The organism is Pedobacter sp. B4-66 (assembly GCF_018492665.1).
GTDB lineage: Bacteria > Bacteroidota > Bacteroidia > Sphingobacteriales > Sphingobacteriaceae > Pedobacter.
The window spans coordinates 496,896-522,423 of record NZ_JAFVME010000003.1 but is presented as its reverse complement, the minus strand read 5'-3'; the positions used below and the strand labels follow the sequence as shown (position 1 = coordinate 522,423).

Genomic DNA, 25,528 nt, shown 5'->3' with positions numbered 1-25,528 from the left:
AAAACGATTGCGAGGAATACCTAAAGATTTCAGCAATTAGCCTTATAATTGTACATAGAAAAAGCTATCCTAAATGAACCGTAAACATTTCCTGTCCTTTCTTGTTACAGCTGGAGTATCTGCTTCAACATCAAAGGTATGGAGTAACTCCAAGGGGAAGAATGGTAGTTTTACTGCTGAGTTGGCCAAATCAAAAATACCACCATACCTTAAGCGCGGCGACACCATAGGAATAACAAGTCCCGCTAGCTATATCTCATTGTTAGACATTCAGCCAGCTACTCAAGTGATACAGAGCTGGGGTTTTAATACGGAAATAGGTAAAACAATAGGAGCAAAGGATTTTTCACTCGGAGGCACAGATGAAGAACGAACAGCTGATTTTCAACGGATGCTGGATGATCCGAATATTAAAGCAATTATGTGTGCCAGAGGTGGCTACGGAGTAGTGCGAATAATTGATAAACTGAATTTTGACAAGTTCAAAGCAAATCCAAAATGGATTATAGGATTTAGTGATATCACCGTTCTTCATGCACACATAAATAGTAATTACAACATTGCAAGTATCCATTCTAAAATGTGCAACAGTTTTCCGAGCGACTGGGCTTTGGCTAAACCAATGCAAATAGAAACCCTACTTTCCATAAGGCAAGTATTAACAGGACAGGATGTAAAATATAGCGCTCCACCTGTAAGTTATAATCAACCAGGTAGAGCCGAAGGGATATTGGTAGGAGGAAACCTCAGTATTATTGAAACTCTTGCAGGAAGTGGCTCCGACCTAAAAACAGATGATGCAATCTTATTTCTAGAAGATACACACGAAGAACTTTACCGTATCGACAGGATGTTTTGGAATCTTAAACGTAGTGGTAAGCTAGACAAATTAAAGGGACTAATAATAGGAGGTTTTAGCTTGGAAGAAGAAACTCCAGGTGAAGAATTTGGTAAAACAGTTTACGAAATTGTAATAGAAAAAATAAAGGAGTATGATTATCCTGTATGTTTTGATTTCCCTGTGGGGCATCAAATTAATAACTTTGCACTAAAATGCGGCGCTAAGCATATCCTTAATGTAGATAATAATGGAAGTTCCCTTGTATCCATCTAATCCTTCTTCCATCAAACTCTCAGAGCTTACCGGTCAAATCCAGCAGGCGATGGATGGGGTATTCGGACAAAAGACCTTTTGGGTAATTGCCGATGTAACCAACTATACCTACAAACCACAAAGCAATTATCATTATTTTGAACTTGTAGAGAAAGAAAAATCATCTAATAAAATACTTGCAAAGATTGCAGGAAGGGCATGGGGGAATGCCTCAGTAAACATTGCCAACTTTGAGCAAGCTACCGGACAAAAGTTTAAAAATGATATCAATGTATTGGTACAAGTATCAGTTCAATATAATCCTGCTTTTGGCCTTCAGTTAAATCTGATAGATATAGACACCAACTTTACACTCGGATTATTTGAACAACAGCGAAAAGAAACACTTGAAAAATTAGTAAGAGAAAACCCTGAATTCATACAAAAAAGGGGCGAGCAGTACTTCACCAAAAACAGTAACTTACAGTTAAATAAAGTGCTGCAGCATATTGCGATCATATCCTCAGATACTTCTGCAGGATATACGGATTTTATGCATACACTTGAAAACAATTCATTCGGCTACAAATTCCAGATTGATAACTATTTTACCTTGGTGCAAGGCGATGTTAATGCAAAACAGATCCTCAATAAGATCATCGAAGTATATCAGTCTGCCAAGCCATACGATGCGGTTGTTATCATAAGAGGGGGTGGCTCGCAAATCGATTTCCTGATATTTGATAATTATGACCTTAGCAGGGCCATCGCTAAATTTCCTATCCCTGTAATTACGGGAATAGGACATCAAAAGAATGAAACCATAGCCGACTTGATGGCACACACTTCTACTAAAACGCCAACTAAAGCAGCTGAACTAATTATAGCGCACAATAGAGCCTTTGAAGAATCGGTTTTGAGCATTCAAAAAATGATGCTGATTAAAACCTATCAAATGATCAATCACCATAAAGACAGGCTTAATCATCTTAATCAGATTACTATAAATACCACAAGAAACCTGTTGCACGAGCATCACAGAAGTATTTTAAACCTGTCGGGGCTAATACTTACCAACCCTAAAATAATTATCTCAAACAGGCGTAAGGACCTAAGTAACCTAAATAGCAACCTGCAATCGTATAGCAGAATGTATTTTGCCAATAAAAGAGGCTATATCGGTCACTTTCAGTCGTTGGTTAAATTGATGAGTCCGCAAAGTATACTCAATAAAGGCTTTGCAATAATAAAAATAGACGGAAAGATTGTAAACAATGCCGATCATGTAAAGGCAGGTCAGGAATTAACAGTCAGGCTAGCCGACGCGGAAATAAAAACAACAGTAATATCTAAATACACATACAATGGGAACGAATTTAACATATGAGGCTGCCTATAAGGAGCTAACAGAGATAGCGCAGGAAATTGAAAATGAATCTGTTTCAGTAGATGTACTTGCCGAAAAAGTTAAGCGTGCATCAGAACTAATCGAATTTTGTCAAACCAAACTTCGTGCAACAGAAACAGAAGTAAACAAGATTATTAAACAAATGGAGAACCAATAACCGGCCTACAGCCAGTTATTGTCTTTATACCACTTAACGGTATCAATTAGTCCTTTTTCCAGGTCAAATTTGGGCGAATAACCCAAATCTAGCTTTGCCTGGTCAATATTGCAAGCCCAGTTAATAGCAGTAAGTTCTGCCATCTTTTCTTTATTTAGGGTAGGTGTATCTTTACGGTTTTTGTAAATGAAATCCATAACTGAAGCCATAGCACCAACAACGGGCACTGGCAAATGGAACTTAAAAGTTTTTTTCTTTAAAGCCTTTTTTACAAGCTTCGCAAGCGCATAGCGGTCGTACACATTGCCATCAGAAATGTTGTATTGCGTTCCATTAATTTTAACAAATAGTGAGTTCACGATAACATCAGCCAAGTCCTTTACATAAATAAAGCTTAGCTGCTGTTTAAAGCTACCAATATGAGGCTCTAAACCTCTGCTTATGCTCTTGAACAAAATAAATATATCCTTCTCTCTCGGACCGTACACCGCTGTAGGACGAATGGTAATCAAAGGTAAACCCGGAATTTCATTTAGATATTTTTCAGCAAGCAATTTACTCGCGCCATAATTAGTTACCGGATGTCCAGGAGTGTCCTCTTTAATCTCCTTACTCAGATCAGTTAAGGGACCTAAAGCGGCCAAACTACTTACGAAAACAAATTTTTCAAGCCTAATGCTGGCTGTAATTGTTGCAACAGCAAGATTTTCAGAATATTCTGCATTGATCCTATTGTACTCGGCTTTGGTTTTAGCTTTAGTAATACCTGCAGCATGAATGATGTAACTAAACTGATGCTTTTCAAGCTGAGTTCTTAAAGCATCTACAGAACTATAATCTAAATCAATGTACTTGATGTCGAATTCGCTTAGGTGACTCTTGTTGCTGGTTTTACGAACAGCGGCATAAACCTCCAGGCCGGCTCTTAGGGCTTTTTCAATAAGGTGATATCCTACAAAACCTGTAGCACCGGTTATTAATACCCTTTTACTCATACAGCTTTCTCGTAAATCCTGTATTTTTTATAGGGATCGCCTTTAATAGCAAGAATTGCATTATTAACAAGATCATTGTGTTCTAATGTCCAGCTAGCCTCAGCATATTCAAAATTCTTAGCGCGGTAAGATTTAATGATACTACCATAAATACAGGCTTCTATACCCATTTTACGATAACCATCAACCACACCAAGCAACAAAATTCTAATACCTTTTACGTTTTTCTTACCAAATAACAATTTAAATATACCTGTCGGAAGAAGTCTTCCTTTTTTTATTTTAATTTGAATCTGGTTCATATCGGGAATGGCAGCACCAAAACCAACAAGTTTGCCATCTTGTTCAGCCACAAAGCAGAAATCAGGATCAAGAACCAGCTTTAAATCTTTAGCTTGGTAATCAAACTCTTCATCATTTAGAGGCACAAAACCAGCATTTTTATCCCAGGCTTTATTATAAACTTCACGCAAGTTTGCAGCTTCCTGCTTAAAGTTTTTCATGTTGACCTTACGGATGGTAATGTTGTTTCTATTTAAACGCTCTTCCAATCTGTCCATAAGTTTTACGGAACGATCATCATAATTATCACCATTAAATTTCCAGGCAATAAGATCTACCTTCTTTTTCAAGTTCCAGCCATCCATTAAAGCAGGGTAGTAGATAGCATTGTAAGGCATCATCACAACAGGAGGAGAGTTGAAACCGTCAATTAATAAACCACACGATTCGTTGGTCGAGAAGTTTACAGGGCCAATAATAGCACCCGTAACGCCTTTATCTTTTAGCCATTTGGCCGATGTATCTAGTAGTAAATTAGCTGCCGTCTGATCGTTTATACAGTCAAAGAAACCAAAGAAACCATCATTAGCGCCATTAAAAGTATTATAGTTATTATTTAAAATAGCAGCAATTCTACCTATAATCTTGTCTCCGTCAAAAAGCAAAAAACACTGCAATGAAGAGTGTTTATGAAAGGGATGCGTTGTAAGCAAATCCCTTTGAGCTATAAAAAGCTCCGGAACATAATTAGAATCTCCCTTATAAAGGTCGTGGGGGAAATCGATAAACTGAGCTAATTCTTTTTTATTGCTAACTGCAACTATTTTTCTCATATAGCTACCTGCGAAAAGTTGACTTGTACTTCTTTTGCAGCAGCCGCAATTTTTTCAACAGCTTCTTCTATCTGAGCAAATGTATGATTAGCCATTAAAGAGAATCTTAATAAAGAAGAATCTGAAGGCACAGCAGGAGAAACCACAGGGTTTACAAATATTCCGTTTTTACTTAAAATATTGGTAATCATGAAAGTTTTGTCGTTATCTCTAATGTAAACCGGAATAATTGGACTATCCGTATGACCTATATCAAAGCCAGCTTCTACAAGTAATTTCTTGGCATAATTGGTATTGGCCCAAAGCTGATCTATACGTTCCGGCTCCGACTCAATAATATCCAATGCTGCAATAACGCTGGCAACAGCCGAAGGAGGCATACTAGCACTGAACATCAATGAGCGTGCTCTGTGTTTCACAAACTCAATAGTTTCTTCAGAACCTGCAATAAAACCACCAAGAGATGCAAGTGATTTACTGAAAGTACCCATAATCAAGTCAACCTTATCAGTTAAGCCAAAATGAGAAGCAGTTCCAGAACCGTTTAAGCCAATTACACCTAAACTATGCGCATCATCCATCATGATGTTTGCACCAAATTCATCAGCAATTTTTACGATTTCAGGTAAATTAACCAAGTCACCTTCCATACTGAAAATGCCATCTGCAACAATTAGTTTAGCAGCATCCTCAGGTAATCTGCTCAATTTCTTGCGCAAATCATCCATGTCATTGTGGGCATATTTTATCGAACGCGAAAACGACAACCGGCTACCATCAATAATAGAGGCATGATCGTATTCATCAAGTATAAGGTAATCGTTTCTATCAAGCAGGCAAGATATTACACCTAAATTAACTTGAAATCCAGTACTAAAAAGAACAGCAGCTTCTTTGCCAACGTAGGCAGCTAATCTTCTTTCCAGTTCAATGTGAATATCAAGTGTACCATTTAGGAATCTTGATCCGGCACAACCTGTACCGTATTTATCAACTGCAGCTTTTGCAGCTTCTTTAATTTTAGGGTGATTTGTTAATCCCAGATAGGAGTTAGAACCAAACATCAGAACTCTCTTCCCATCTATCATCACTTCGGTATCCTGTGCTGATTCTATTGCTCGGAAGTAAGGATACAAACCTTTTTCCTTAATTGCTGAAGCATCTTTAAATGCTGCTATCCTATCTTGTAATTTTTTGCGCATGCTAGTACTATATGTTTAGATTACAGGGTTGGTTATTGTTGATGTCGGTTTAAGTTTCAAGAAATGATTCCTTATCTGTATAATCCCCTTTTGTAATTGGTTTAAAAAATCAACATCTATGCCAATTTAAAAAACTGCTCAAATCTAAGATCATAAAAACAGAAAACAAAACTTGAAGTCAACCAAGTTTGAATATATTAATTTTTAAAACAAAAATTACAATTTTCTTATAATTTTAATTCGGAGAGCATCGAATTAGCAAGAATAAAATTGATTTTGCCCGCCAAAGATAATGATTTTTATAATCCTACACTCTGACTTCAATAGTAATTTAGTCAAATGAAACTCTTTTTTTCGGACCATGAGTTTTTGTAACATATTTTTTAAATGTCTTCCAGCTGAGTATTACATTGCTACTACGGTGAAAATAGAATTAAAAACAAGGGGTAGAGCTCTCAATTATTAAATTGTAGCATTTCATAAACAGCATGAAAAGGAGTAAAAAGAAACAGGGATGAATCTGGCGATTATCCCTGTTATTAGATGGTTGGTCCACCACAGACCAACCTAAACCAAACAAACTACACACATAACGAGGGATGTTGTCAATTTGTTTTCAACGAAAAAAATTAAAACAATTTCATGACAAATCTCCATTATTCAATAACGTTTTCTCTTGTAACGTAATTGATAAAAACCATAAATAATGGTCAGAAAGCATTATATTAGTATATATTGTTCATACTTTAATTATTTACCTATGGATCAGAAAATCATCAATCTCTATGATGAATACACTCACAGTAAGCTAAATAGGAAGGAATTCATGAGGAAGCTGGCTATAATTACAGGCAGTACAGCCTTAGCATTAACCGTATTGCCTTTGTTGGAAAATAATTATGCATCAGCATCCAGCTTTAACGACGATAATGTCGTCACGGAACACATTACTTATCCCGGAGCTGATGGGGATGTAAAAGCAGTACTGGCCAAACCTAAAGATAAAAAGAACCTCGGCTGTGTACTTGTTATTCACGAAAACAGAGGATTAAACCCTCATATTATTGATGTGACCAAAAGAGTAGCGGCCGAGGGGTTTATTGCATTAGGGGTTGATGCACTATCGCCATTTGGAGGAACACCGTCTGATGAAGACAAGGGAAGAGAGTTGATTGGGAAACTAGATCCTGTAAAGAATCTGCAAAATTACTTAAAGGGATTAGAGTATTTGAGGAATAGAAAAGATGGAAATGGGAAAACGGGATGCGTTGGCTTTTGTTGGGGTGGGGCTATGGCAAATAAACTTGCAGTAAACGATCCTAAATTATTGGCGGCTGTTGCTTATTACGGAGCTCAACCCGCTACAGAAGATGTTCCTAAAATAAAAGCGAGTATAATGCTTCAGTATGGTGGGCTCGACGAACGTATCAATGCAGGAATTCCGGCATATGAGGCGGCCTTAAAAGAAAATCATATCGACTACAAGGTGTATATTTATGAAAACGTAAATCATGCGTTTAATAATGACACTTCGCCGACAAGGTACAATGAGACGGCGGCGAAATTAGCCTGGAAAAGAACCATATCGCTGTTTAAAGCTAAATTAGCCTAGTTTGGCTCAGTTTAATATAATTTTTTAACAAAAAAGAACAGTATTTAAACGATTTCTAAAACAAAATTTTCTTTTGCCTGTTATGAGATTTATTAGATAATTATACTTATAACTGACACTAGCATTGGAATTTAAGCGAAAAATGCTTAACTTTGTGCAAATTTTTAGAAATTAATGAAGATATTTATTACAGGCCTTCCTTTAGAAGTAGGGGAAGATGAATTAACAGCCGTATTTGGTGATTTCGGTCAAGTAAAATCACTAAGGATTATCAAAGATCGCGAAACTGGTCAGAGTCGTGGGTTTGGTTTTGTGGAAATGCCAGTAGAAGAAGAGGCAAAAGAAGCAATCAAACGCATGAATGGCGGCGATTATAATGGTAACCGTATTAAAGTTGCTGAAGCACAAGAAAAACCAAACACCGGTGGTGCTGGTGGTGGTGGCTTTAAACGCAACAACCGTACAGAAAAAAGCTATTAATTAGCTTTTTCTTATTAAAATTAGTTACTGATTCTATTTTAATATACTAGAGCAGCAGTGGTGATATGCGTCATCTATTGCTGCTTTTTTATTTAAAATATTTTTCTTACATTGGATTATTCTAATCACTAGAATCCAGTTGATGCTCTAATTAAATAGGAATTGCTATTTACCTAAAACCTTATAGTTTTAGTGTTGAACGAAAATTAGGTTCGAAATGCAACCTAGAATATAGTCGTCTTTAGCATTACCTTTAAACGCACCTTGTTCGGACCTCGTTCGACCAGGGCCGAACAAAGGGCGAACAAGATACGTTCAAAAACCGACCCAGTCTTCGGAACCAAAAAAATGCTACTACTTAGCTTCTTAATACGAAATTTTGTTTGCTAATTCATTAGATTAGTAGAATGAAAGTGGACTATATTGCCTTATCGGTTCCGGTATTCTTTATTCTAATTGGGATAGAGCTTGCCTATACTTTCTATAAAAAACTAAATTATTATAGATTAAACGATTCTATTGCCAACCTTAGTCAAGGGATAGGCCAACAAGTAACAGGCGTTTTCATGAAAACAGCCTTGTTTTTTGGCTACATGTATATTTTCGAACATTGGCGACTATTTGATCTTCCACAAACCATCTGGACCTGGATCATACTTTTCATAGGCGTCGATTTTTTCTACTATTGGTTTCATAGAATGAGCCATCAGATAAACGCACTTTGGGCGGCACACATTGTTCATCATCAATCCGAAGAATACAACCTCACCGTAGCTTTAAGGCAATCCTGGTTTCAGGGCTGGTTTTCATGGGTGTTTTATTTGCCACTCGCTTTTATTGGTTTCGATCCAGTTATGTTCCTTACATTAAGTGCTTTCAATACTTTATATCAATTTTGGATTCATACCAGAGCAATAAAAAGCATGGGCCCGTTAGAGTGGATATTAAACACACCATCACACCACCGTGTACACCACGGCTCCAATCCAAAATACATTGATAAAAACCATGCAGGCACTTTAATTATCTGGGATAAAATCTTTGGCACTTTTCAAAAAGAAGAAGATGAGGTATATTATGGCATCACAACTCCGTTGGCCAGCTGGAATCCTATTTGGGCAAACGTACATTACTGGGCCGAATTATGGAATACCGCAAAACAAAGTCCCAAATGGAGCGATAAAATAAACGTATTTCTGAAACCACCAGGGTGGTTTCCTGCACATCTAGGTGGCTTTAAACCGGCTCCAGACATCGATCCTGCGAGTTATGCAAAATACAACCCTCAGTTTCATCAAAAATTCTCAGGATACGTTTTCTTACAATTTCTGGTAAGTCTGGCAACAGGATCGGCAATTCTTTTTTTAAATGAAACATTGCCCGCAACACCACTAATTTTCGGTTCCATCTTTTCAATACTCACCCTCTTAACCTGTGGAGCATTGCTCGAGGAAAAGAAATGGCTGATTTATTTTGAATATTGCCGACTCGTATCAGGTATTTTGATAGTTTTGCTGCTTAAATTCCCTGTAGGATATCAAGTTATATTCGCAGGTTTACAGATCGTTTCACTAGTCTGGTTTTATAATCTAAACAAACCGAATGCACATGTTCAAGAAATACCTGAAGTTTAACCTCATATTTGCACTGATCTTTATCTTCCAATTAGTTGCAGAGTATTATCAGCTCGAAAGGTTAAGGTACGTTACCAAGCCATTGATCGTAATATCTTTGCTTATCATATTTGCAATGAGGACCAAACTAAAGGGACGTTTTCATAAGCGATTGTTTACAGGCTTAGTTTTTGGCCTTGCCGGCGATGTATTGCTCATGTTTGTATGGAAAAACGAATCGTACTTTATGTATGGCTTGATTGCCTTTTTGCTTTGCCATATCTTTTACATCCGTGCTTTTTACCTTGATTTTCAATCGGCACCCGAGCTCGATAAAAAAGGAGCGAGGATAGCCATTGCAATATGTATGGTGTTTGCCATCGGTTATTATGTTTACATCAGACAGGACCTGGGTGCAATGAAACTTCCAGTAATGGTCTACACCTTTATCATTAGTTTAATGATGATGATGGCTGCGTTTAGAAACATGAGGGTAAATAAAATAAGTTTTAATCTTATCCTGTTTGGCGCAATGTTTTTCTTAGTATCTGATTCAATACTTGCTTACAATAAGTTTGTTAATAGCTTTGACCTAGCGGGATTGTTGATAATGGGAACTTATATGATTGCACAATATTTAATTACCGTTGGGGGTATAGAACGTCATCTTATAAAAAGAGAGGGTTAAAACGCTCAAAAAACTAGTCCTTTTCTTTCTCCAATACCGTAAAACTCTGCACCAGTCTTTCGCCTTGATCATCAACGAGGGTTAAAATATGCTTACCTGTTGATGGGCTAACAGCTAGTTGATGATAGTTTTTAGTGGTAGCAACATACTCATTATCGATATGCCAGTAAATCTTTGCATTTGCATTTCGGTGGGTAGCATTTAACACAATTTTACCTCTCGCTCCATCCAGTTCTACCGGAATATACACAGTAGCATAGTTTCTTGGGTAGATCATTTCCATTACAAAATTGCTTCCCGCATCACCACAACCGGCTTTAAACGGAGGTAATTCTTTATAGTCGCTATTCTTAATCTTATAATAATACTCCATAGATGGCGGTAAAATAAACCACGATTTATGTACCATCTCTGACGGAGCCTCACAGGCATCGGTAACTCGGTAAGTTCCGGTACGATCCAGGTGGATCATTTTATGGTAGGGGCAAAGTCCCGTTTTTTCTCCTGTCGGAGAAACCAGTTGTACCACTTTATCATTGCAATATTCGCCTGCTTTATAGCCACTTTCTTTACAAACTATAATCTTTTTTAGTTTGTTTTCAGGAGTTTTAAACCATTTAACAGTTGGGAGTAGCTTAAAAATATCAAACATAACTGGAGCTGCAGCATCAATACCGGTTAAACCCGGACGGCCTTCGCCATCGGCATTGCCAACCCAAACACAAACAACATAATTCGGATTAAGTCCAATAGCCCAGCCATCCCTAAAACCAAAACTTGTACCAGTTTTCCATGCCAGTCGCTGCGAAGACGAAAACTGCTCCCACAAACCTTCTTCGCCCGGTCGCATCAGTTCTTCCATTGCATTAAAGGCGTTCCAGATGGAACCATGATCTATAACCGAGTTTACTTGTGCCTCAAACTGATCAAAACGCTTGTCGCGTTGTTCGTTCACATACAAAGGCTCATCGTAATCATGCGGATTATACCTGCCTTTGTAATCATTAAAATGGTTCAGCGTTCTGGCCATGCCCATATAAGTTCTGGCCAAATCCCACATGGTTACCTCACTGCCACCAAGAATAAGTGAAAGTCCGTAATGATCTGCCGGTTTATTTAAAGTAGTAAAGCCAAGTTGTTTCAGTTTATCGTAAAACCGCTGGTACTTGTAGTTCTGCAGCATTTTAACCGCAGGGATGTTTAGAGAGCGGCTAAGGGCTTTATCGGCCTGTATTGCACCATCGTACCCCATGTCGTAATTTTGAGGCGAATAGCCGCCTATTTGAGTTGGTACATCCGGTATTAAAGTTTTAGGCAGTATAAATCCATCATTTAGCATACTGGCATATAGAATAGGCTTTAAAGTACTCCCCGGACTTCTTTGTGCTTTAATCATATCAACATGACTTTCCAATTCAGTATTTTCCGGTTGATAGATATTACCCACATAACTAAGTACAGTACCCTTTTTTACATCCAGAACCAAGGCCGCAATGTTGTTGATGTCATTTGCCCTGTATCGGTTATTGTAACGCTTAAGCAAGGTGCTTACCCTCAATTGCAAATCATAGTCAAGTGTAGAAGTAATCCTCGTAGAGCCTTTCTTTAGAGATGACTGTTCAGATTTAAACCTGTTTAATAAATGCGGAGCATTTTGAGGTAGCTGTTGTGGCTTGCCGGGAATAGGCTCTAGTTTAGATAGGTTCGCGGTAGACTGATCTATAACTTTTAATTTTGCCAATTTATCTAGCAAATCGTTCCGCTTCTTTATCAACTTTGGAGAGTTCTTCCCCGGATGAACCAGGGATGGACTATTTGGAAGTACTGCTAATGTAGCCATTTCTCCCCATGATAAACTTTCGGAACTACGACCGAAGTACCTCCAGGCAGCTGCATCTAAACCTACAACGTTACTTCCAAAGGGCGCATTACCGGCATAGAGTTTTATTATCTCTTTTTTTGAATAGCCTAGCTCAAGCCTTAATGCAAGAATAACTTCTATTAACTTTTGCCACACCGTTCTACTCTCGCGTCTCGAAAGTCTGATTACCTGCATGCTAATAGTACTTCCGCCACTTACAACACTTTTAGCTTTAAAGTTTTGACGCATGGCTCTGGCCATAGCAACCAGATCAACACCGGGATGCTGATAAAACCGCTTATCTTCAAAAGCAACTAAGCACTGCGCAAATTTCTCTGGTACTGTATCAGCTACAGGGAATCGCCACTGTCCATCTTTAGCAATGGCCGCGCTTAGTAAATCGCCATTAGAAGCTTCTACAACATACGATGTAAGGCTAACAAATAGCTTTGAGGGTAAAGCAAATAGAAAAGCCAGTAGCAATACGCCACAAACGAGATCTGAAATTACAATGGCTTTTAATTTATTAAGCATTATTTTTTTGTTTCCTCATCCTGAGATGAATTACCAACGACAGACTGGATTCGTCATAGGTAACATTTTCCGACACAAGCTGATATATAATAAATCAACGATTATGGAAAAGTTTACTATGTTTTTAAGATTCTCTATTGGGTTTATTAAATACCTTTTAATTAATGTTTGGCCCAGGTTATAAACCCAGGCCAAACATCTATTTAATTACCTGAACCCATTTACCTGCCTCAGTAGCACTAATGTTGTTATTGTACATGGCTTCGCACTGCACAGCAGATAAGTAATATCTGCCAATATATGATGCATTTAAAAGTACCTTGTAGGTAACCGTTTCATTCTCTCTCATGTTAAAATACGTGAAAACACGGTCATCTCTAATATCTCTGTAAGTATATGGTGACGAAGCAATGATGCTTTCATTATCATTTACACGGGTATTAATGATTTCCCATCCTGATGGGAAAATCTGGGTTAACGCCATCTGCTCATAATATCCATTTTTACCTGGATTCTTAACTACAACCTCAGCATAAAAATCTGTACCCTGTTTTAGTACAGTAGGGTCAAGCACTTTGCCATTCAATAATTTATAGCTGATGCTCATATCCAAGACATCAGGGTTATTCGGCTGGAAGTTATTTTGTCCGGCCGAAGGTTGACCTTGTAAAATCAAACGGGCAAATAACACTCTGTCGCTAGTATTGGTAACATTCACATTACCTTTATACGCTAATGGCGTACTAATAATGTATTGATTTGAATTTACATTCCCTTTTTTACCATCAATAGTATAGCTGTATTTAAGATTGTTTGATGATGAATTTACACCGCAGAACTTAGCGATAGCCAATAAACTATAAGCAGTTGTTTGCGTGCTGTACCAGTCATCCTTACCCAATCTGGCTGCTACTGACTGTAATAATTGCGCTGCTGTACCTTTACGACCCAATAACGTTAGCGTTTCCAATATCATGGCCTCATCCCTTAATTCGGTACCATAAGTACCGCCAAGCTGATTATATGGTTGTATTTCTGTAGGTAAATTTTGTATTAACTTATTCGCTGCATCTGCTTGTCCGGCAAGTTTATATGCAGCAGCCAAACGCCATTTAGCACTAACCGAAAGATACTCAAAGGCTCTTAATCTGTTCATAGCAGCTATTTCTGGTCTCTTAGCCAATGCAAGCACATATAACCTGTACGATTGAGAAAGGTCACCACCATAGAAATTACTGCTGTTTGGAGCCCAGTTATTGGCCTTAGCTTTCAAATAACGAACCAACTCATCCATCATGCCAACAGGGAGGGTGTAACCTGCATTTTGCGATTCTACCAGGAAATGCGCTGCATAATTTGTTCCCCATTCGTCAGAAGAGCCTTCGCCTGGCCAGTAGCTTAAACCACCATCTGTAGTTTGGAAGCCTTTTAATCTGTTGATGCCGGCTTTTATGTTTCTCTCTGTAGTTGCTTTTTGCTGTTCATTTAATGCAGTTAATTTATTGAGGAACAACTGAGGGAATACACCCGATGTAGTTTGCTCAACACAACCATGCGGATATTGCATCAAATAACTCAAGCGCTTTTTAAGGTTGATAGGAGGTATAGACGAAAGCTCTACTGCTCCCGAATTTGTACCCGCCATACCAATAGGCGCATAGTTTAACGACCAGTTGGCACCCGGCTCTACAACTGCCGATACCACATTGGTAACAAACGGATTAGGGTTTCGGATGTCCATTTCTACATCATAAACCGCTTTCTCAGAACCACTTTGAGCGATGATCTTGACCTTAGCAATACCTGTTATCTCAGGCGCTTTTATTTCAAAATATGCCATTTGTTCGCCCGGTTGTTTAAACCCAAGCTGTTGTGTTTTACTACCAACGACCTGTAAATTCTGTGCCTGTAACTGTACAGTAACGTTTTTAAGGTTGTTTTCAGTTGCAAAAACTGTTGCAGGTAAAGTAAAGCTTTCGCCCGGACCAATAACACGTGGCAAAGTAGCCAGCAACATTAGAGGTTTTTTAACCTGTACCGATTTTTCTGCAAAACCATAAGCACCATCCTGACCGGCAACAACCATCGCTCTTACTGCACCAATATATTGCGGAAGGGTAAACTTATGTGTTTTGCTCTCGCCTTTGCCCAATGCAAATGGCCCTAAGTATTTAACCACTGGAACAAACCTGTTGGCCTTTGCAGGATTTAAATTCTTGTTGATGCTACCATCGCCACCGATACTTAAAATACGCTCCAGATTGCCACCCCATGCGCCAAGTACATAATCAAATAGATCCCAAGTTTTAACACCCAAACCTTCGCGAGCATAAAATGCACTATGAGGGTCAGGAGTTTTAAACCTTGTTAGATCAAGTAAACCTTCATCTACAATTGCAATTGTATAAGTCATTGCCTTACCATTTTGTTCTGCAACGGTGATGCTGTTTTCGGTTTCAGGCTTAATTTTGTCGGCCATTTTAATTACCGGTTTCAATATCGTCTCTGGATCTTCAATCAGCAATGGGATAGCACCATACATCCTTATTGGCAAGTCATTTACCGTTTGTGCATGTGGCTGAAGTAAAGTAACAACCGCAAACACGTTAGGAGCCATGTTCTTCTCTGCCTTAAAGGTAAACTGAGTTTGTCCAGGTTTAGTTTCTGTCCAGAAGGTTTTTAATACCCTGCTACCATTTTCTATGGAGATTAATGCCCTGCCACCTTTACCCGATGGAATGGTTAGCACCACATCTTCGCCAACATTAAACTTCGTTTTATTGGCTGTAAACGAAAGCATTGATGCTTCGGTAGGGTTGTTCGCTTGCTCACGCTGTGCCCATCCCGGCCAGTCAACATATACAGATTTACCAGTTACGTGACCACCATTAACATCGCGCACAAGAATTAAATAACGACCCCATTCAGGTTCATCAATTCTTAAATTCCAACTTCCTTTACCATCTGATAAGGTGATGTTTTCTTTTTTAACCAGTTTGTTATAAGAGTTTTGAGTGAAGTTAGCATATGAGTTCTGATCATCCTGATCCCACCACCAACGCCATTGCACTTTGTACAATTCAACCTCAACAGTTTTACCACCATGTACGAGTTTTCCGTTTCTATCTACGTTGACGATATTCACTTTGTGATCCTGACCAGTTACCAGCATTCCACTTAGTTTATCGCCATCTGGTGTCTTAATGCCATAATAATTATTATAAACATGATATGGAATACTAAAATTATCGATACTGAAATTACCTCCAGCTTCAAATACCTTAGTGGTAAAGTTAGCCTTAAGCATCCCTGGAGCTGTATTGTTTTCGTTTAAACTTGTATTGACTAGGGCAGTTCCATTTTCATTTAAAGTGCCTTCAAATATGGTTTTAATCTGCGATTGGAACACCACAGTAGGATTGTCGAAAGTGTACTCATCAAAACCTTTAAACGTAGTTTTCATGGTATTCAGGTTCACATCAACTTTAGCTTTAAGGTTTTTACCAACTGAACCAAATAGCCAGTTTGCCGAAAGTGTAGCTGATGATGCTCCGCCAACTCCTAAATAAGTAGCATTACCGATATTGAAATTAATCTTTAACCTGTTAGGCATAACGGTTTCAACCTTAATGGTTTTACTGAACACCGCACCACCTGCTTTTACTTTAGCAAGCCAATTTCCGGTAGGAGCAGTGTTTTCTGTAGCTGTTTTAAAGGCGTAGAAACCATTTAATGGTTTACCATTGATGATTCTTTTAATTAATTGTCCCTGAGGATTATATAGTTCGAATGTAACCGGGTATCCACCAGGAAGTTTCTTTAGTTTATCTTCAAGAATAAAGGATACGAATATCGAATCACCCGGACGCCAAACGCCACGTTCTCCATAAATATAGCCCTTCAATCCATTCTGTACTACATCACCACCAACATCAAAACGACTCAATGGAAGGGAACTACCATCATCCATTTTCAGGTAGCCACGTTCATCGCCATTTTTAGCAATCACCAAGAAAGGCTTTCTTTTTAGATCAAATGTAGCCATGCCGTCTCCATCGGTTTTAACTGTGTGGATGATCTGACGCTGGTAATCCAACAGCTCTAAAGTAACCCCGCTCACTGGTTCAGCAGTAAGCAAATTGGTAGTTACAATAAGCATGCTGTTGTCATTGCCGCGCTTTGCGATAATACCAATGTTCGAAGCCATTACGTTTCTGCTCGCCCATTTATCGTTGGTATAATAGGATGGGGTACATGGGTTATCTCTGTCTTCCCATCTGTAATTGTTTGGATAGTAACTATTGTAACGCTCCCAAAACTCGTCATCTTCATCAATTTTTTCGCCATAACCACGATAATCGTCTTCATCAGAACCGCCGTCTTCGCTGGTTACCTCAGCACACTTAAATACATTGTATTCGTTTCTGAAACCGATAGTTATGCGGTACATCGCACCTGGTTCAGTTTTAATTAACTTATCCAGATCCAAAGTAAAACGATTCTTTTTATGCAGATTAAGCGCTTTATCCTCGTCTAAACGAATTGTTTTTTGTACCACAGGTTTACCAACACGACGAATTTCACTTCCATCTTTGTAGCTGTTGGTCTGGAAAAACTGAGGGATATTGTTCTCGTAAATCTTGACAACAGTAACGTCAACTGCCTTTAAATTGGTTGCTTCAAATGGCAATACCAGTTTTCCTGAATTGGGAAGGATTGTACCACTGCCTGCAATAACTACCGATGGTAGTTTATTTTCGAATACGATATTAGCCGTTTTTCCTGCTCCAAGTTTTTTGCCATTGATGTTTTCAATGCCCGAATTTACTGTAAACGTATAATTGCCTTCCAAAGCCAAGGCCGAATAGACCTTTACCTGACTGGCATCTATAGTGAATCTCAGATCTGACAAACCACTTAATGAGATTAAACCTGCCAAATCCTGAGCTACGCCAACAGGTTCAGAAAGCTGTATTAACGCATAATCTTCCAGATCCTGCACTGCTTTCATGTTCAGGATTTTAAATACCCCTTTGGCCGGAACAGCAACCGCTTCTTCGCCTTTACTGTCTGCATCTATTGCATCACCAGACCATTTCAAAGTCAGCTTAGTATCCTGACCAGTTTTCTTAATGCTATCAATTGTAAAGGCAGAAGTGTTTTTTTCTGGATTGTGCTGCCATTTTACTTTTAAGGTTTGAGGGAAGTCAATTGCCAATGCTTTTTCAATTGCCTTTGGATCTTCCTGATCTGAAGTTGTAATCTCCCCCTTAAGCTTCATGTAATCAAGCGAAGTATTATTTTGAGATACCAAACCATCCTGACTTAAGCTCATGCCGGGTTTAATAACCCTAAAACCAAACTCAAATTCTTCGAGGTCTTTTTCGGTTTCTGTAACCTTGCTTAAATCGAAGTTCGCCTCATAGGTTTCACCTGATTTTAAAGGCTCATCTGGTCTAAATTCAACAGTTTGAGCGTCGATCCAAAATGCTTTTCCTTTTACGGAAGGAGAGAAGCTGAATAAATCTCTGCTATCGGCCACGCCAACATCACTCATTGTTTTTACTTCACTGGCCAAATGCACTCTGATGAAACTCTTTTTAGAGATCGTTCCAGAAGTATAAGCCTCAATGTATTTAGAATATTTTTGATTGTAGTCCTTAGGTTTTTCTTTTTTGAAGAAGAAAACTGATGCAATGCCAAGTAGCACAACAGCAACAGAACCAATGATTAGGGGTTTTTTATTCCTTTGAATAAAGGAAGAGCGGGGTGATTCCATAACACAGATTTTTCATAATAAGATGTTTACGAAAATCAACAAAAATCACCGGAAACGAAAATAATTGTTATCAACAGAAGAAAATCTCTGTTATGGGGCCGGTTACTTAATCATTACACCTGGCATATTGACTAAGGGAACTCTGATTAAGTTCTCGTCGACAATGCTTTCCGGGAGAAATATAAACTTCTTATCATAGATAATGCCATTCATGTAATAGCTTAACCAGTATTCATTAGTTAAACCAAATACTTCAGTATCGATTGCCTCTACACCTTTAAAGGATTTTGCTTCAATATCGCCCAGAAAATGTCTTAACACCGATGTTTTTACCAGTTTTCCATCTTTTTCGCCATACCCTTTAGAGCTGATAAGTACATTGTTTAGTGGCTCATCTTTAAGATTAATGAGGTAAACAGTCCAGTTTTTCACCTCTGGACTCTCATTAATTAGCACCACGGCCATTGCAACATCTTCAACTATATTTTGAGGAAGGTCTTTTTTCATAACAACTACTTCTTCGCTACTGCTTTCTTTTTTGCAGGTGCTTTAGTCGCGGCTTTCTTTACAGTAGTTCCAGTTTTCTTAGCTGCAGCTTTCTTGGTTTTAGGCTCAAAAGCATTAGGCACTTGCTCAACTATCAATTTTTTAACCTCATCTAAAGAAATCACTTCTAATTCCTCCTGAGTATATTTATCATTAGTAGCTGGGTTTTTACGCAATTTAAGCATGTCTTTTCCGAAACGAATAAACGGTCCCCATCTGCCATTTTCTATAGCAATTTTTTCTTCAGCCCACTGTTGGATAAACCTATTGGCTTCTTTTTCTAGCTTTTTGCCAATCAGTTCTTCAATGTCCGACTGTTTAAGGTTGTCAAAGTTATAAGCCTTAGGAACATTGATAAACAAATCATTCCATTTAATAAACGGACCGAATCTGCCTTTTCCTTTAGTAACAGGTAATTCCTGATAATGAGCAACAGGAGCATCAGCAGTAATTTTCTCGCCAATAATCTCAATCGCACGATCCCTGTCAATAGATAAAGGATCTTCATTTTTAGGAACTGAAATGTAAGCATCGCCCCATTTAACATAAGGACCAAAACGACCTACACCAACTGAAACCTCTTTACCTTCATAATCTTCAAGCTGGAAAGGTAGCTTGAACTGCTCTAGCGCACTCTCCAAAGTAACAGTTGCCACAGATTGCGATTTAGACAAACTCGCATAGCGAGGTTTCTCTTCGTCATCATTTTGACCAATCTGAACCAAAGGTCCAAATTTACCAACCTTAGCATATACATTTTTGCCACTTACCGGATCAACACCTAATAGGCGCTCGCCATTAGCTCTGTCGGCAGTTTCTAAAGTAGTTTCAACCTCAATATGGAAAGGAGTGTAGAAGGAGTGAAGCATCTTTGTCCATTCCTGTAAACCTTGTGCAATCTCATCAAATTCCTTTTCTACGTTAGCAGTAAAGTTAAAATCTACGATTCCTTTAAAGTGTTCAACGAGGAAGTCATTAACAACCTCACCTATATCTGTAGGAAATAATTTGCCCTTTTCAGCGCCTGTTATTTCCGTTTTAATTTGCTTTTTAACTGAGCCATTGTTCAAAACAATAGAGCTAAATGAACGCTGACGGCCATCACGGTCTTCCTTAACCACATAACCGCGGTTTTGGATGGTCGAGATAGTTGGCGCATAAGTAGATGGTCTACCAATACCCAGCTCTTCCAGTTTTTTAACCAAGCTAGCCTCAGTATATCTTGCAGGCGGTCTTGAGAAACGCTCTGTTGCATTCATTTCTTTTAAAGTCAATTCCTGACCTCTAACCAACGGCGGCAACATGCTGTTGCCTTCTGAGTCTTCAACATCCTCATCGTCACTAGATTCAAGATAAACCTTTAAGAAACCATCAAACTTTAATACCTCACCCTCAGCAATTAAGTTCTCTTTACGAGTACTGATGCCAATCTGGGCGGTAGTTTTTTCAAACAAAGCCTCACTCATTTGCGAAGCGATGGCGCGTTTCCAGATCAACTCGTATAAACGTTGTTCAGAACTATCGCCAGGTACTGTATGGTGATTAAAATAAGTAGGGCGAATGGCCTCGTGAGCCTCTTGTGCACCTGCAGATTTAGTTTTATATACTCTTAAGTGGTGATATTTATCGCCGTAAGCAGATTTGATTTCACTTGCAGCAGCCTGTAATGCAGTTTCCGATAAGTTTACCGAATCGGTACGCATATAGGTGATTCTTCCACTTTCATATAATCTTTGTGCAATTTGCATTGTCCTCGAAACCGAGTAACCTAGTTTGCGGGAAGCCTCTTGCTGTAGGGTAGAAGTAGTAAATGGAGCTGCCGGATTACGTTTTGCTGGTCTGGTTTCTAAGCTATCAACAGAGAAGCCTGCGCTGAGACAATCGTTTAAAAACTGTTCTGCCTCTGCTTCTTTTTCAAAACGCTGAGGTAGTTCAGCTCTTACAATTTCCTTTCCATTTCCGGTTGAAAACTGAGCAGTTATTTTAAATGCTGCAGAAGCATTGAACTTATTTACTTCTCGTTCTCTGTCTACAATTAAACGAACAGCAACAGATTGTACACGACCAGCAGAAAGTGATGGTTTAATTTTTTTCCATAATACCGGAGAAAGTTCAAAACCCACTAATCTATCCAATACACGACGTGCCTGTTGCGCATGAACAAGGTTATAATCAATAGTACGTGGAGTTTCTATAGCCTTTAATATAGCAGGCTTAGTGATCTCATGAAAAACAATACGTTTTGTTTTAGCTTCTTTAAGTCCTAAAGTTTCAAAAAGATGCCATGAAATAGCCTCTCCCTCGCGGTCCTCATCGGATGCTAGCCATACCATTTCGGCTTCCTTAGCTAGTTTCTTTAACTCGGCAACAACTTGCTTTTTATCTGAAGGAACTTCATAGGTTTGAGCAAAATTATTAGAGATATCAATCCCCATGTCCCCCTTAATCAAGTCACGGATGTGACCGTAACTAGACTTAACAAGGAAATCTTTGCCTAAATACCCCTCTATGGTTTTCGCTTTCGCAGGTGACTCAACTATTAGTAAATTCTTCGCCATTCAGAACGTTTTTCTGCAAATAAAGCTATAAATAAGCCTAATTTCAAAATCCGATCCTATTTTTCTAACAAATTTATTTAAAAATGACCTCTTTTACCCGATGAATGGTAAGCCAAAAGGCTATTGCATTTCGGTCAAAATAATCAGCTAATCTTATGACATTAAATTAATTCTGCCTATGCAAACACTCTAGAGAACTCTTTTCCATTGCCAGTAATAAAAGAAATATACAGAGTAAAACATTTTACTTAAATAGTATAATTATCTCAGTTTTTTGTGCTTAACTTCGTGAGTATAAAAAAACTTAAAACCATGAATACATTACTCATCCTGTTAAGCCTTTTCTTTACGCCTCCTGCTAAAAGCGTTTATGATTTCTCTTTTAAAACCATTGATGGTAAAGAAATTAAGCTTTCTAAATTTAAGGGTAAAAAAATCCTTATTGTAAATACAGCTTCAAAATGCGGTTTTACACCTCAGTATGAAGATCTTGAGAAACTACAGAAACAATATGGTAAAAATGTAGTGCTGATAGGTTTCCCCGCTGGAAATTTTGGTGGTCAGGAATTGGCTACAAATAGCGAGATTAAAGAATTTTGTACTGGAAAATATAACGTTACCTTCATGTTGTCAGAAAAAAGCAGTGTTAAAGGTGATGATATCAGTCCATTGTTTAAATACTTAACCACTCAGGAAAACCCTGATTTTACTGGTGATATTCAATGGAACTTCGAAAAGTTCTTGATTAATGAAAAAGGTCAGCTAGTGCACCGCTTTCGTTCAAAAGTGAAACCTTTAGATGAATCGATTACAAAGAATTTGTAAGTTTCTTTAACGTAAAAATGTAAAAAAAGAGAAATCCTTAATAGGGATTTCTCTTTTTTTTAACACCATATTCTAATGTTTGCCGTACTTTTGTAGTCAAAGTAAATATGGATCATATCAAGTTATTCCGGAATTATTTAGCACTATCAGTAGTTCTTTTAGTGGCTTCTTGCTCATCAGGATACAAACTGGTGAAAGCCAATCGTGCTGAATACAATGTCAATAAAGAACTTGCAGTTGATAGTTCTATCATTAAAACCTATTTGCCTTATAAGATTCAGCTTGATGCTGAAATGAAAGAAGTAATAGGGCACTCAGCATCACAGATGTCTAAAAAAAGTAGTGATACCTTACCTGAAAGCTTATTGAGTAATTTCTTTTCTGATGCCGTTTTAAAACAGGCGCTTAAGTATGATCAGGATATTGATTTTGCATTGCCATCTACAAAGGGAGGCTTACGTGTAGATTTCCCAAAAGGGGATGTTACTGTTTCTAATGTATTCGAACTGATGCCATTTGAAAACCAGCTCATTATTTTCACACTGAAAGGCTCCGATGTACAACAAGTACTAAATTATATTGCGTCAACAAACGGACAGCCTGTTGCACGTTTACATATGAAAATTGTAGATAAAAAGCCCGTAGATGTACAGGTAAATGGTAAGGCATTTGATGTAAATAAAACTTACCGTGTACTTACTTCTGATTATATCGGGGGTGGTGGCGACAATGTTCCTGCTTTCAAAAATGCATTAGAACAAAAGGTTATAGGCCTTAAAATACGCGATGCATTAATGAATTACGTTAAAGAAACTGAGGCTGAAGGCAAAACAATTAATCCAAAATTAGATGGAAGAATTACTAAAAACTAACCGAAGAGATTTTATTAGAACGGGTAGTATTGCTGCTGCAGCTTTGGCGTTAAATCTAAACGCATTTGAAGCAGAAGCTGCCGGAGGGGTAACAAAGTTGACCATCTTACATACTAATGATGTTCATAGCAGGATTGAACCGTTTCCTATTGATGGGTCTAAATATGAGGGGTTAGGCGGTACAGCGAGGCGATCAGCTCTTATCAAGAAAATAAGAAATGAAGAGAAGAATGTACTGTTGTTTGATGCAGGCGATATTTTCCAGGGTACACCTTACTTTAACAAGTTTGGTGGCGAGCTAGAAATTAAGCTGATGTCTGCTATGGGATATGATGCAGCAACCATGGGGAACCATGATTTTGATAACGGCATGGAGGGTTTTTATAAACAATTACCTCATGCTAATTTCCCTATTTTGTGTAGTAACTATGATTTCTCAAATACGATATTGAATAAATCGACGCTGCCATATAAGATATTTAAGAAAGACGGATTAAAGATTGGTGTTTTTGGTGTTGGCGTAGAATTGAAAGGTTTGGTAGAGGGAAAAAACTATGGTGATACAGTTTATATTGATCCAGTAGTTAAAGCCAATGAAGTAGCCGATCTTTTAAAGAATGACTTAAAGTGTGATTTAGTAATTTGCTTGTCTCATTTAGGTTATAAGTATGCCACAGATAAAGTGTCCGATCAGATTTTAGCAAAAAATAATAAAAACATTGACCTAATAATTGGAGGACATACGCATACTTTTATGGCTCAGCCTGAAGATGTGCAGAACCTGAGTGGGAGGATAACTACCATAAATCAGGTTGGTTTTGCCGGTATTAACCTAGGCAGAATTGATTATTACTTTGAAAGATATAAAGGCAAAAAGGTGAAAACGGCTTCGCCTTATTTGATTTCTAATGAATTAGGAGTCTAGCATCTATCTGTATATTTATAGTCGATAATTTTTTCCTAAAGGAAATCATATTTTTCTGATGGTTTAATGTGTGTCTATTTTTTTGGTGAGATTTATGCCATTTTTAAAATTGTTGCAAATATGGCCTTAAAATTGATAGTGACAATACACACACAAATTTGAACCAAATGAAAAAAGTAATTCTTGTCATGGCAGTCTTTGCCATGTTTGCCTCGTGCAAGAAAAAATCTGAAGAAATCGTAATTGATGAGAAATTGTCACCAGATATTGAACTGGTAGTTAAGGGAGCAATGGAAGAAACCCTGCCTTTACATCAACCATCTGAAACCTATAATTTCTTAGGATTTGGATATGATGCTACAGATAAATTCAACAACGAAGTTTCTATAAGAGCAAGTGTAGTTGATATTACAGCTTATGTTGCTAACGAATCTTCTAGAATTAACATACTTAGAGGTGGAGAGGGTTCATGGGAAACTATTCAGGCTGAGAACGCAGTGGATTTATCAGAAAGATTTTCTAATTCGTTTGAACACACTAAAGGTTTGAGACTTTTTGGAAATACCATAGAGAAGACTTTCCCTGGAACAATTGTTACTGATAAAAAGTATGTTTATGGATACTATTATAATTACTGGATAAGGAAAAGATACAAGTTTTATTATGAGCAATCTATAAATAACTTTTTAACAGCTGATTTTAAGAAAGATATTACTTTATTAAATGCTCAGGAGCTTGTTCATAAATATGGAACAAATGTTCTGACAGGGATAAAAATGGGTTCAAAATTTGATGTCGTTTATCAGGCCGAAGCTAAGGAGGGAAATAAAGCATCTATCATTATGGAGGGATTACGTTATGCAATGAAACGAACGTTTGGCTTATCGACCGGCTATTTGGATGATGTAAACTTACGAAACTTAAATGCAAATTCTTCGGCCCAGATCTATTTTAACTCTATTGGTGGCGATATGAGCAAATTAGAAATCGAAACCATAAATAATAGACAGGTGGTGAATATTACAAATTGGCTTTCTACTAATACAGAAGCTAACGCTCGATTTATTGGTGCTTATGATAATGGTTTGATACCTCTTGATCGTTTTATTGATGATAGCGTAAAAAAAGCCGAGGTGAAATCTTATCTCGAACAATATTTTGCCGCTAAAGAGGTTAAATTGACAAACTAAATTTGTGGGATAAATTTAAGGTCCTGAGAATTGAGGGTGTCCAAAAAGGTAAGGACGACATGGGCTATGGTATGA

18 protein-coding genes are annotated in these 25,528 nt (G+C 37.9%); 11 read left to right on the top strand and 7 right to left on the bottom strand.

The features are described from left to right. Positions 1 to 73 precede the first annotated feature (73 nt). The 3 genes from J1905_RS06880 to xseB are packed head-to-tail and all read left to right on the top strand — an operon-like array spanning position 74 to position 2,658. Positions 74 to 1,114 (top strand): S66 peptidase family protein, encoded by a 1,041-nt coding sequence (locus J1905_RS06880; protein WP_214226542.1) that lies wholly within the window; start codon positions 74 to 76, stop codon positions 1,112 to 1,114. Continuing rightward, positions 1,089 to 2,480 (top strand): exodeoxyribonuclease VII large subunit, encoded by a 1,392-nt coding sequence (xseA, locus tag J1905_RS06875; protein ID WP_214226541.1) that lies wholly within the window; start codon positions 1,089 to 1,091, stop codon positions 2,478 to 2,480. Before J1905_RS06880 ends, xseA begins: the two co-directional genes overlap by 26 nt. Next, positions 2,458 to 2,658: an exodeoxyribonuclease VII small subunit gene (gene xseB, locus J1905_RS06870; RefSeq protein ID WP_173091152.1), complete on the top strand. Its 201-nt coding sequence runs from the start codon at positions 2,458 to 2,460 to the stop codon at positions 2,656 to 2,658. Before xseA ends, xseB begins: the two co-directional genes overlap by 23 nt. A gap of 5 nt (positions 2,659 to 2,663) precedes the next feature. On the opposite strand, the gene J1905_RS06865 is transcribed toward xseB, so the two are convergent. The 3 genes from J1905_RS06865 to spt are packed head-to-tail and all read right to left on the bottom strand — an operon-like array spanning position 2,664 to position 5,970. After that, a complete protein-coding gene (locus J1905_RS06865) occupies positions 2,664 to 3,653 on the bottom strand; it encodes an NAD-dependent epimerase/dehydratase family protein (RefSeq protein ID WP_214226540.1) in 990 nt (329 codons plus the stop codon). Continuing rightward, the gene (locus tag J1905_RS06860) at positions 3,650 to 4,768 is read right to left on the bottom strand and encodes a GNAT family N-acetyltransferase (protein ID WP_214226539.1); all 1,119 of its coding nucleotides are present in this window, start codon (positions 4,766 to 4,768) and stop codon (positions 3,650 to 3,652) included. Before J1905_RS06860 ends, J1905_RS06865 begins: the two co-directional genes overlap by 4 nt. Then, positions 4,765 to 5,970: a serine palmitoyltransferase gene (gene spt, locus J1905_RS06855; protein WP_214226538.1), complete on the bottom strand. Its 1,206-nt coding sequence runs from the start codon at positions 5,968 to 5,970 to the stop codon at positions 4,765 to 4,767. Before spt ends, J1905_RS06860 begins: the two co-directional genes overlap by 4 nt. Positions 5,971 to 6,730: 760 nt before the next feature. On the opposite strand from spt, the gene J1905_RS06850 reads away from it, so the two are divergent. The 4 genes from J1905_RS06850 to J1905_RS06835 all read left to right on the top strand — a co-directional run bounded on the left by J1905_RS06850 (position 6,731) and on the right by J1905_RS06835 (position 10,363). Then, positions 6,731 to 7,582, top strand: coding sequence for a dienelactone hydrolase family protein (locus J1905_RS06850; protein WP_214226537.1), 852 nt, complete (start codon positions 6,731 to 6,733; stop codon positions 7,580 to 7,582). Between the two features lie 174 nt (positions 7,583 to 7,756). Continuing rightward, a complete protein-coding gene (locus tag J1905_RS06845; RefSeq protein WP_048905338.1) occupies positions 7,757 to 8,062 on the top strand; it encodes an RNA recognition motif domain-containing protein in 306 nt (101 codons plus the stop codon). A 407-nt stretch (positions 8,063 to 8,469) separates the two neighbouring features. Further along, positions 8,470 to 9,696, top strand: a complete 1,227-nt coding sequence (locus J1905_RS06840) for a sterol desaturase family protein (RefSeq protein ID WP_214226536.1) — start codon at positions 8,470 to 8,472, stop codon at positions 9,694 to 9,696. Continuing rightward, positions 9,671 to 10,363 carry a lysoplasmalogenase gene (locus J1905_RS06835; RefSeq protein WP_214226535.1) on the top strand — a complete coding sequence of 231 codons (693 nt, stop codon included), beginning with the start codon at positions 9,671 to 9,673 and terminating at the stop codon, positions 10,361 to 10,363. The genes J1905_RS06840 and J1905_RS06835 overlap by 26 nt, the downstream gene beginning before the upstream one ends. Before the next feature lie 13 nt (positions 10,364 to 10,376). Here the strand turns inward: J1905_RS06835 and pbpC are convergent, their stop codons facing one another. The 4 genes from pbpC to topA form a co-directional block, all read right to left on the bottom strand. Continuing rightward, complete coding sequence (gene pbpC, locus J1905_RS06830) at positions 10,377 to 12,758, bottom strand: penicillin-binding protein 1C (protein WP_214226534.1); 2,382 nt, start codon at positions 12,756 to 12,758, stop codon at positions 10,377 to 10,379. 199 nt (positions 12,759 to 12,957) lie between these two features. Then, positions 12,958 to 18,537 (bottom strand): alpha-2-macroglobulin family protein, encoded by a 5,580-nt coding sequence (locus tag J1905_RS06825; RefSeq protein WP_214226533.1) that lies wholly within the window; start codon positions 18,535 to 18,537, stop codon positions 12,958 to 12,960. A 102-nt stretch (positions 18,538 to 18,639) separates the two neighbouring features. After that, positions 18,640 to 19,044, bottom strand: coding sequence for a hypothetical protein (locus J1905_RS06820; RefSeq protein ID WP_214226532.1), 405 nt, complete (start codon positions 19,042 to 19,044; stop codon positions 18,640 to 18,642). Positions 19,045 to 19,049: 5 nt separating this feature from the next. After that, the gene (gene topA / locus J1905_RS06815; protein WP_214226531.1) at positions 19,050 to 21,641 is read right to left on the bottom strand and encodes a type I DNA topoisomerase; all 2,592 of its coding nucleotides are present in this window, start codon (positions 21,639 to 21,641) and stop codon (positions 19,050 to 19,052) included. A gap of 312 nt (positions 21,642 to 21,953) precedes the next feature. Between topA and J1905_RS06810 the strand changes: the two genes are divergently transcribed. From J1905_RS06810 to J1905_RS06795, 4 genes are all read left to right on the top strand, one after another. Further along, positions 21,954 to 22,466: a glutathione peroxidase gene (locus tag J1905_RS06810; protein WP_214226530.1), complete on the top strand. Its 513-nt coding sequence runs from the start codon at positions 21,954 to 21,956 to the stop codon at positions 22,464 to 22,466. Between the two features lie 107 nt (positions 22,467 to 22,573). After that, a complete protein-coding gene (locus J1905_RS06805) occupies positions 22,574 to 23,338 on the top strand; it encodes a 5'-nucleotidase C-terminal domain-containing protein (protein WP_214226529.1) in 765 nt (254 codons plus the stop codon). After that, a complete protein-coding gene (locus J1905_RS06800; protein ID WP_214226528.1) occupies positions 23,316 to 24,263 on the top strand; it encodes a bifunctional metallophosphatase/5'-nucleotidase in 948 nt (315 codons plus the stop codon). Before J1905_RS06805 ends, J1905_RS06800 begins: the two co-directional genes overlap by 23 nt. A gap of 167 nt (positions 24,264 to 24,430) precedes the next feature. After that, complete coding sequence (locus J1905_RS06795; protein WP_214226527.1) at positions 24,431 to 25,453, top strand: MAC/perforin domain-containing protein; 1,023 nt, start codon at positions 24,431 to 24,433, stop codon at positions 25,451 to 25,453. Positions 25,454 to 25,528: the final 75 nt, after the last annotated feature.

Excerpts from the sequence above, each read along its gene's own strand:
- spt (WP_214226538.1), bottom strand. The coding sequence starts at position 5,970 with ATGCGCAAAAAATTACAAGATAGGATAGCAGCATTTAAAGATGCTTCA.
- J1905_RS06835 (WP_214226535.1), top strand. The coding sequence starts at position 9,671 with ATGTTCAAGAAATACCTGAAGTTTAACCTCATATTTGCACTGATCTTT.
- J1905_RS06810 (WP_214226530.1), top strand. The coding sequence starts at position 21,954 with ATGAATACATTACTCATCCTGTTAAGCCTTTTCTTTACGCCTCCTGCT.
- J1905_RS06820 (WP_214226532.1), bottom strand. The coding sequence starts at position 19,044 with ATGAAAAAAGACCTTCCTCAAAATATAGTTGAAGATGTTGCAATGGCC.
- J1905_RS06850 (WP_214226537.1), top strand. The coding sequence starts at position 6,731 with ATGGATCAGAAAATCATCAATCTCTATGATGAATACACTCACAGTAAG.
- J1905_RS06825 (WP_214226533.1), bottom strand. The coding sequence starts at position 18,537 with ATGGAATCACCCCGCTCTTCCTTTATTCAAAGGAATAAAAAACCCCTA.
- J1905_RS06805 (WP_214226529.1), top strand. The coding sequence starts at position 22,574 with ATGGATCATATCAAGTTATTCCGGAATTATTTAGCACTATCAGTAGTT.
- J1905_RS06800 (WP_214226528.1), top strand. The coding sequence starts at position 23,316 with ATGGAAGAATTACTAAAAACTAACCGAAGAGATTTTATTAGAACGGGT.
- J1905_RS06860 (WP_214226539.1), bottom strand. The coding sequence starts at position 4,768 with ATGAGAAAAATAGTTGCAGTTAGCAATAAAAAAGAATTAGCTCAGTTT.
- xseB (WP_173091152.1), top strand. The coding sequence starts at position 2,458 with ATGGGAACGAATTTAACATATGAGGCTGCCTATAAGGAGCTAACAGAG.
- J1905_RS06840 (WP_214226536.1), top strand. The coding sequence starts at position 8,470 with ATGAAAGTGGACTATATTGCCTTATCGGTTCCGGTATTCTTTATTCTA.
- J1905_RS06865 (WP_214226540.1), bottom strand. The coding sequence starts at position 3,653 with ATGAGTAAAAGGGTATTAATAACCGGTGCTACAGGTTTTGTAGGATAT.
- J1905_RS06795 (WP_214226527.1), top strand. The coding sequence starts at position 24,431 with ATGAAAAAAGTAATTCTTGTCATGGCAGTCTTTGCCATGTTTGCCTCG.
- J1905_RS06845 (WP_048905338.1), top strand. The coding sequence starts at position 7,757 with ATGAAGATATTTATTACAGGCCTTCCTTTAGAAGTAGGGGAAGATGAA.
- xseA (WP_214226541.1), top strand. The coding sequence starts at position 1,089 with ATGGAAGTTCCCTTGTATCCATCTAATCCTTCTTCCATCAAACTCTCA.
- J1905_RS06880 (WP_214226542.1), top strand. The coding sequence starts at position 74 with ATGAACCGTAAACATTTCCTGTCCTTTCTTGTTACAGCTGGAGTATCT.
- pbpC (WP_214226534.1), bottom strand. The coding sequence starts at position 12,758 with ATGCTTAATAAATTAAAAGCCATTGTAATTTCAGATCTCGTTTGTGGC.
- topA (WP_214226531.1), bottom strand. The coding sequence starts at position 21,641 with ATGGCGAAGAATTTACTAATAGTTGAGTCACCTGCGAAAGCGAAAACC.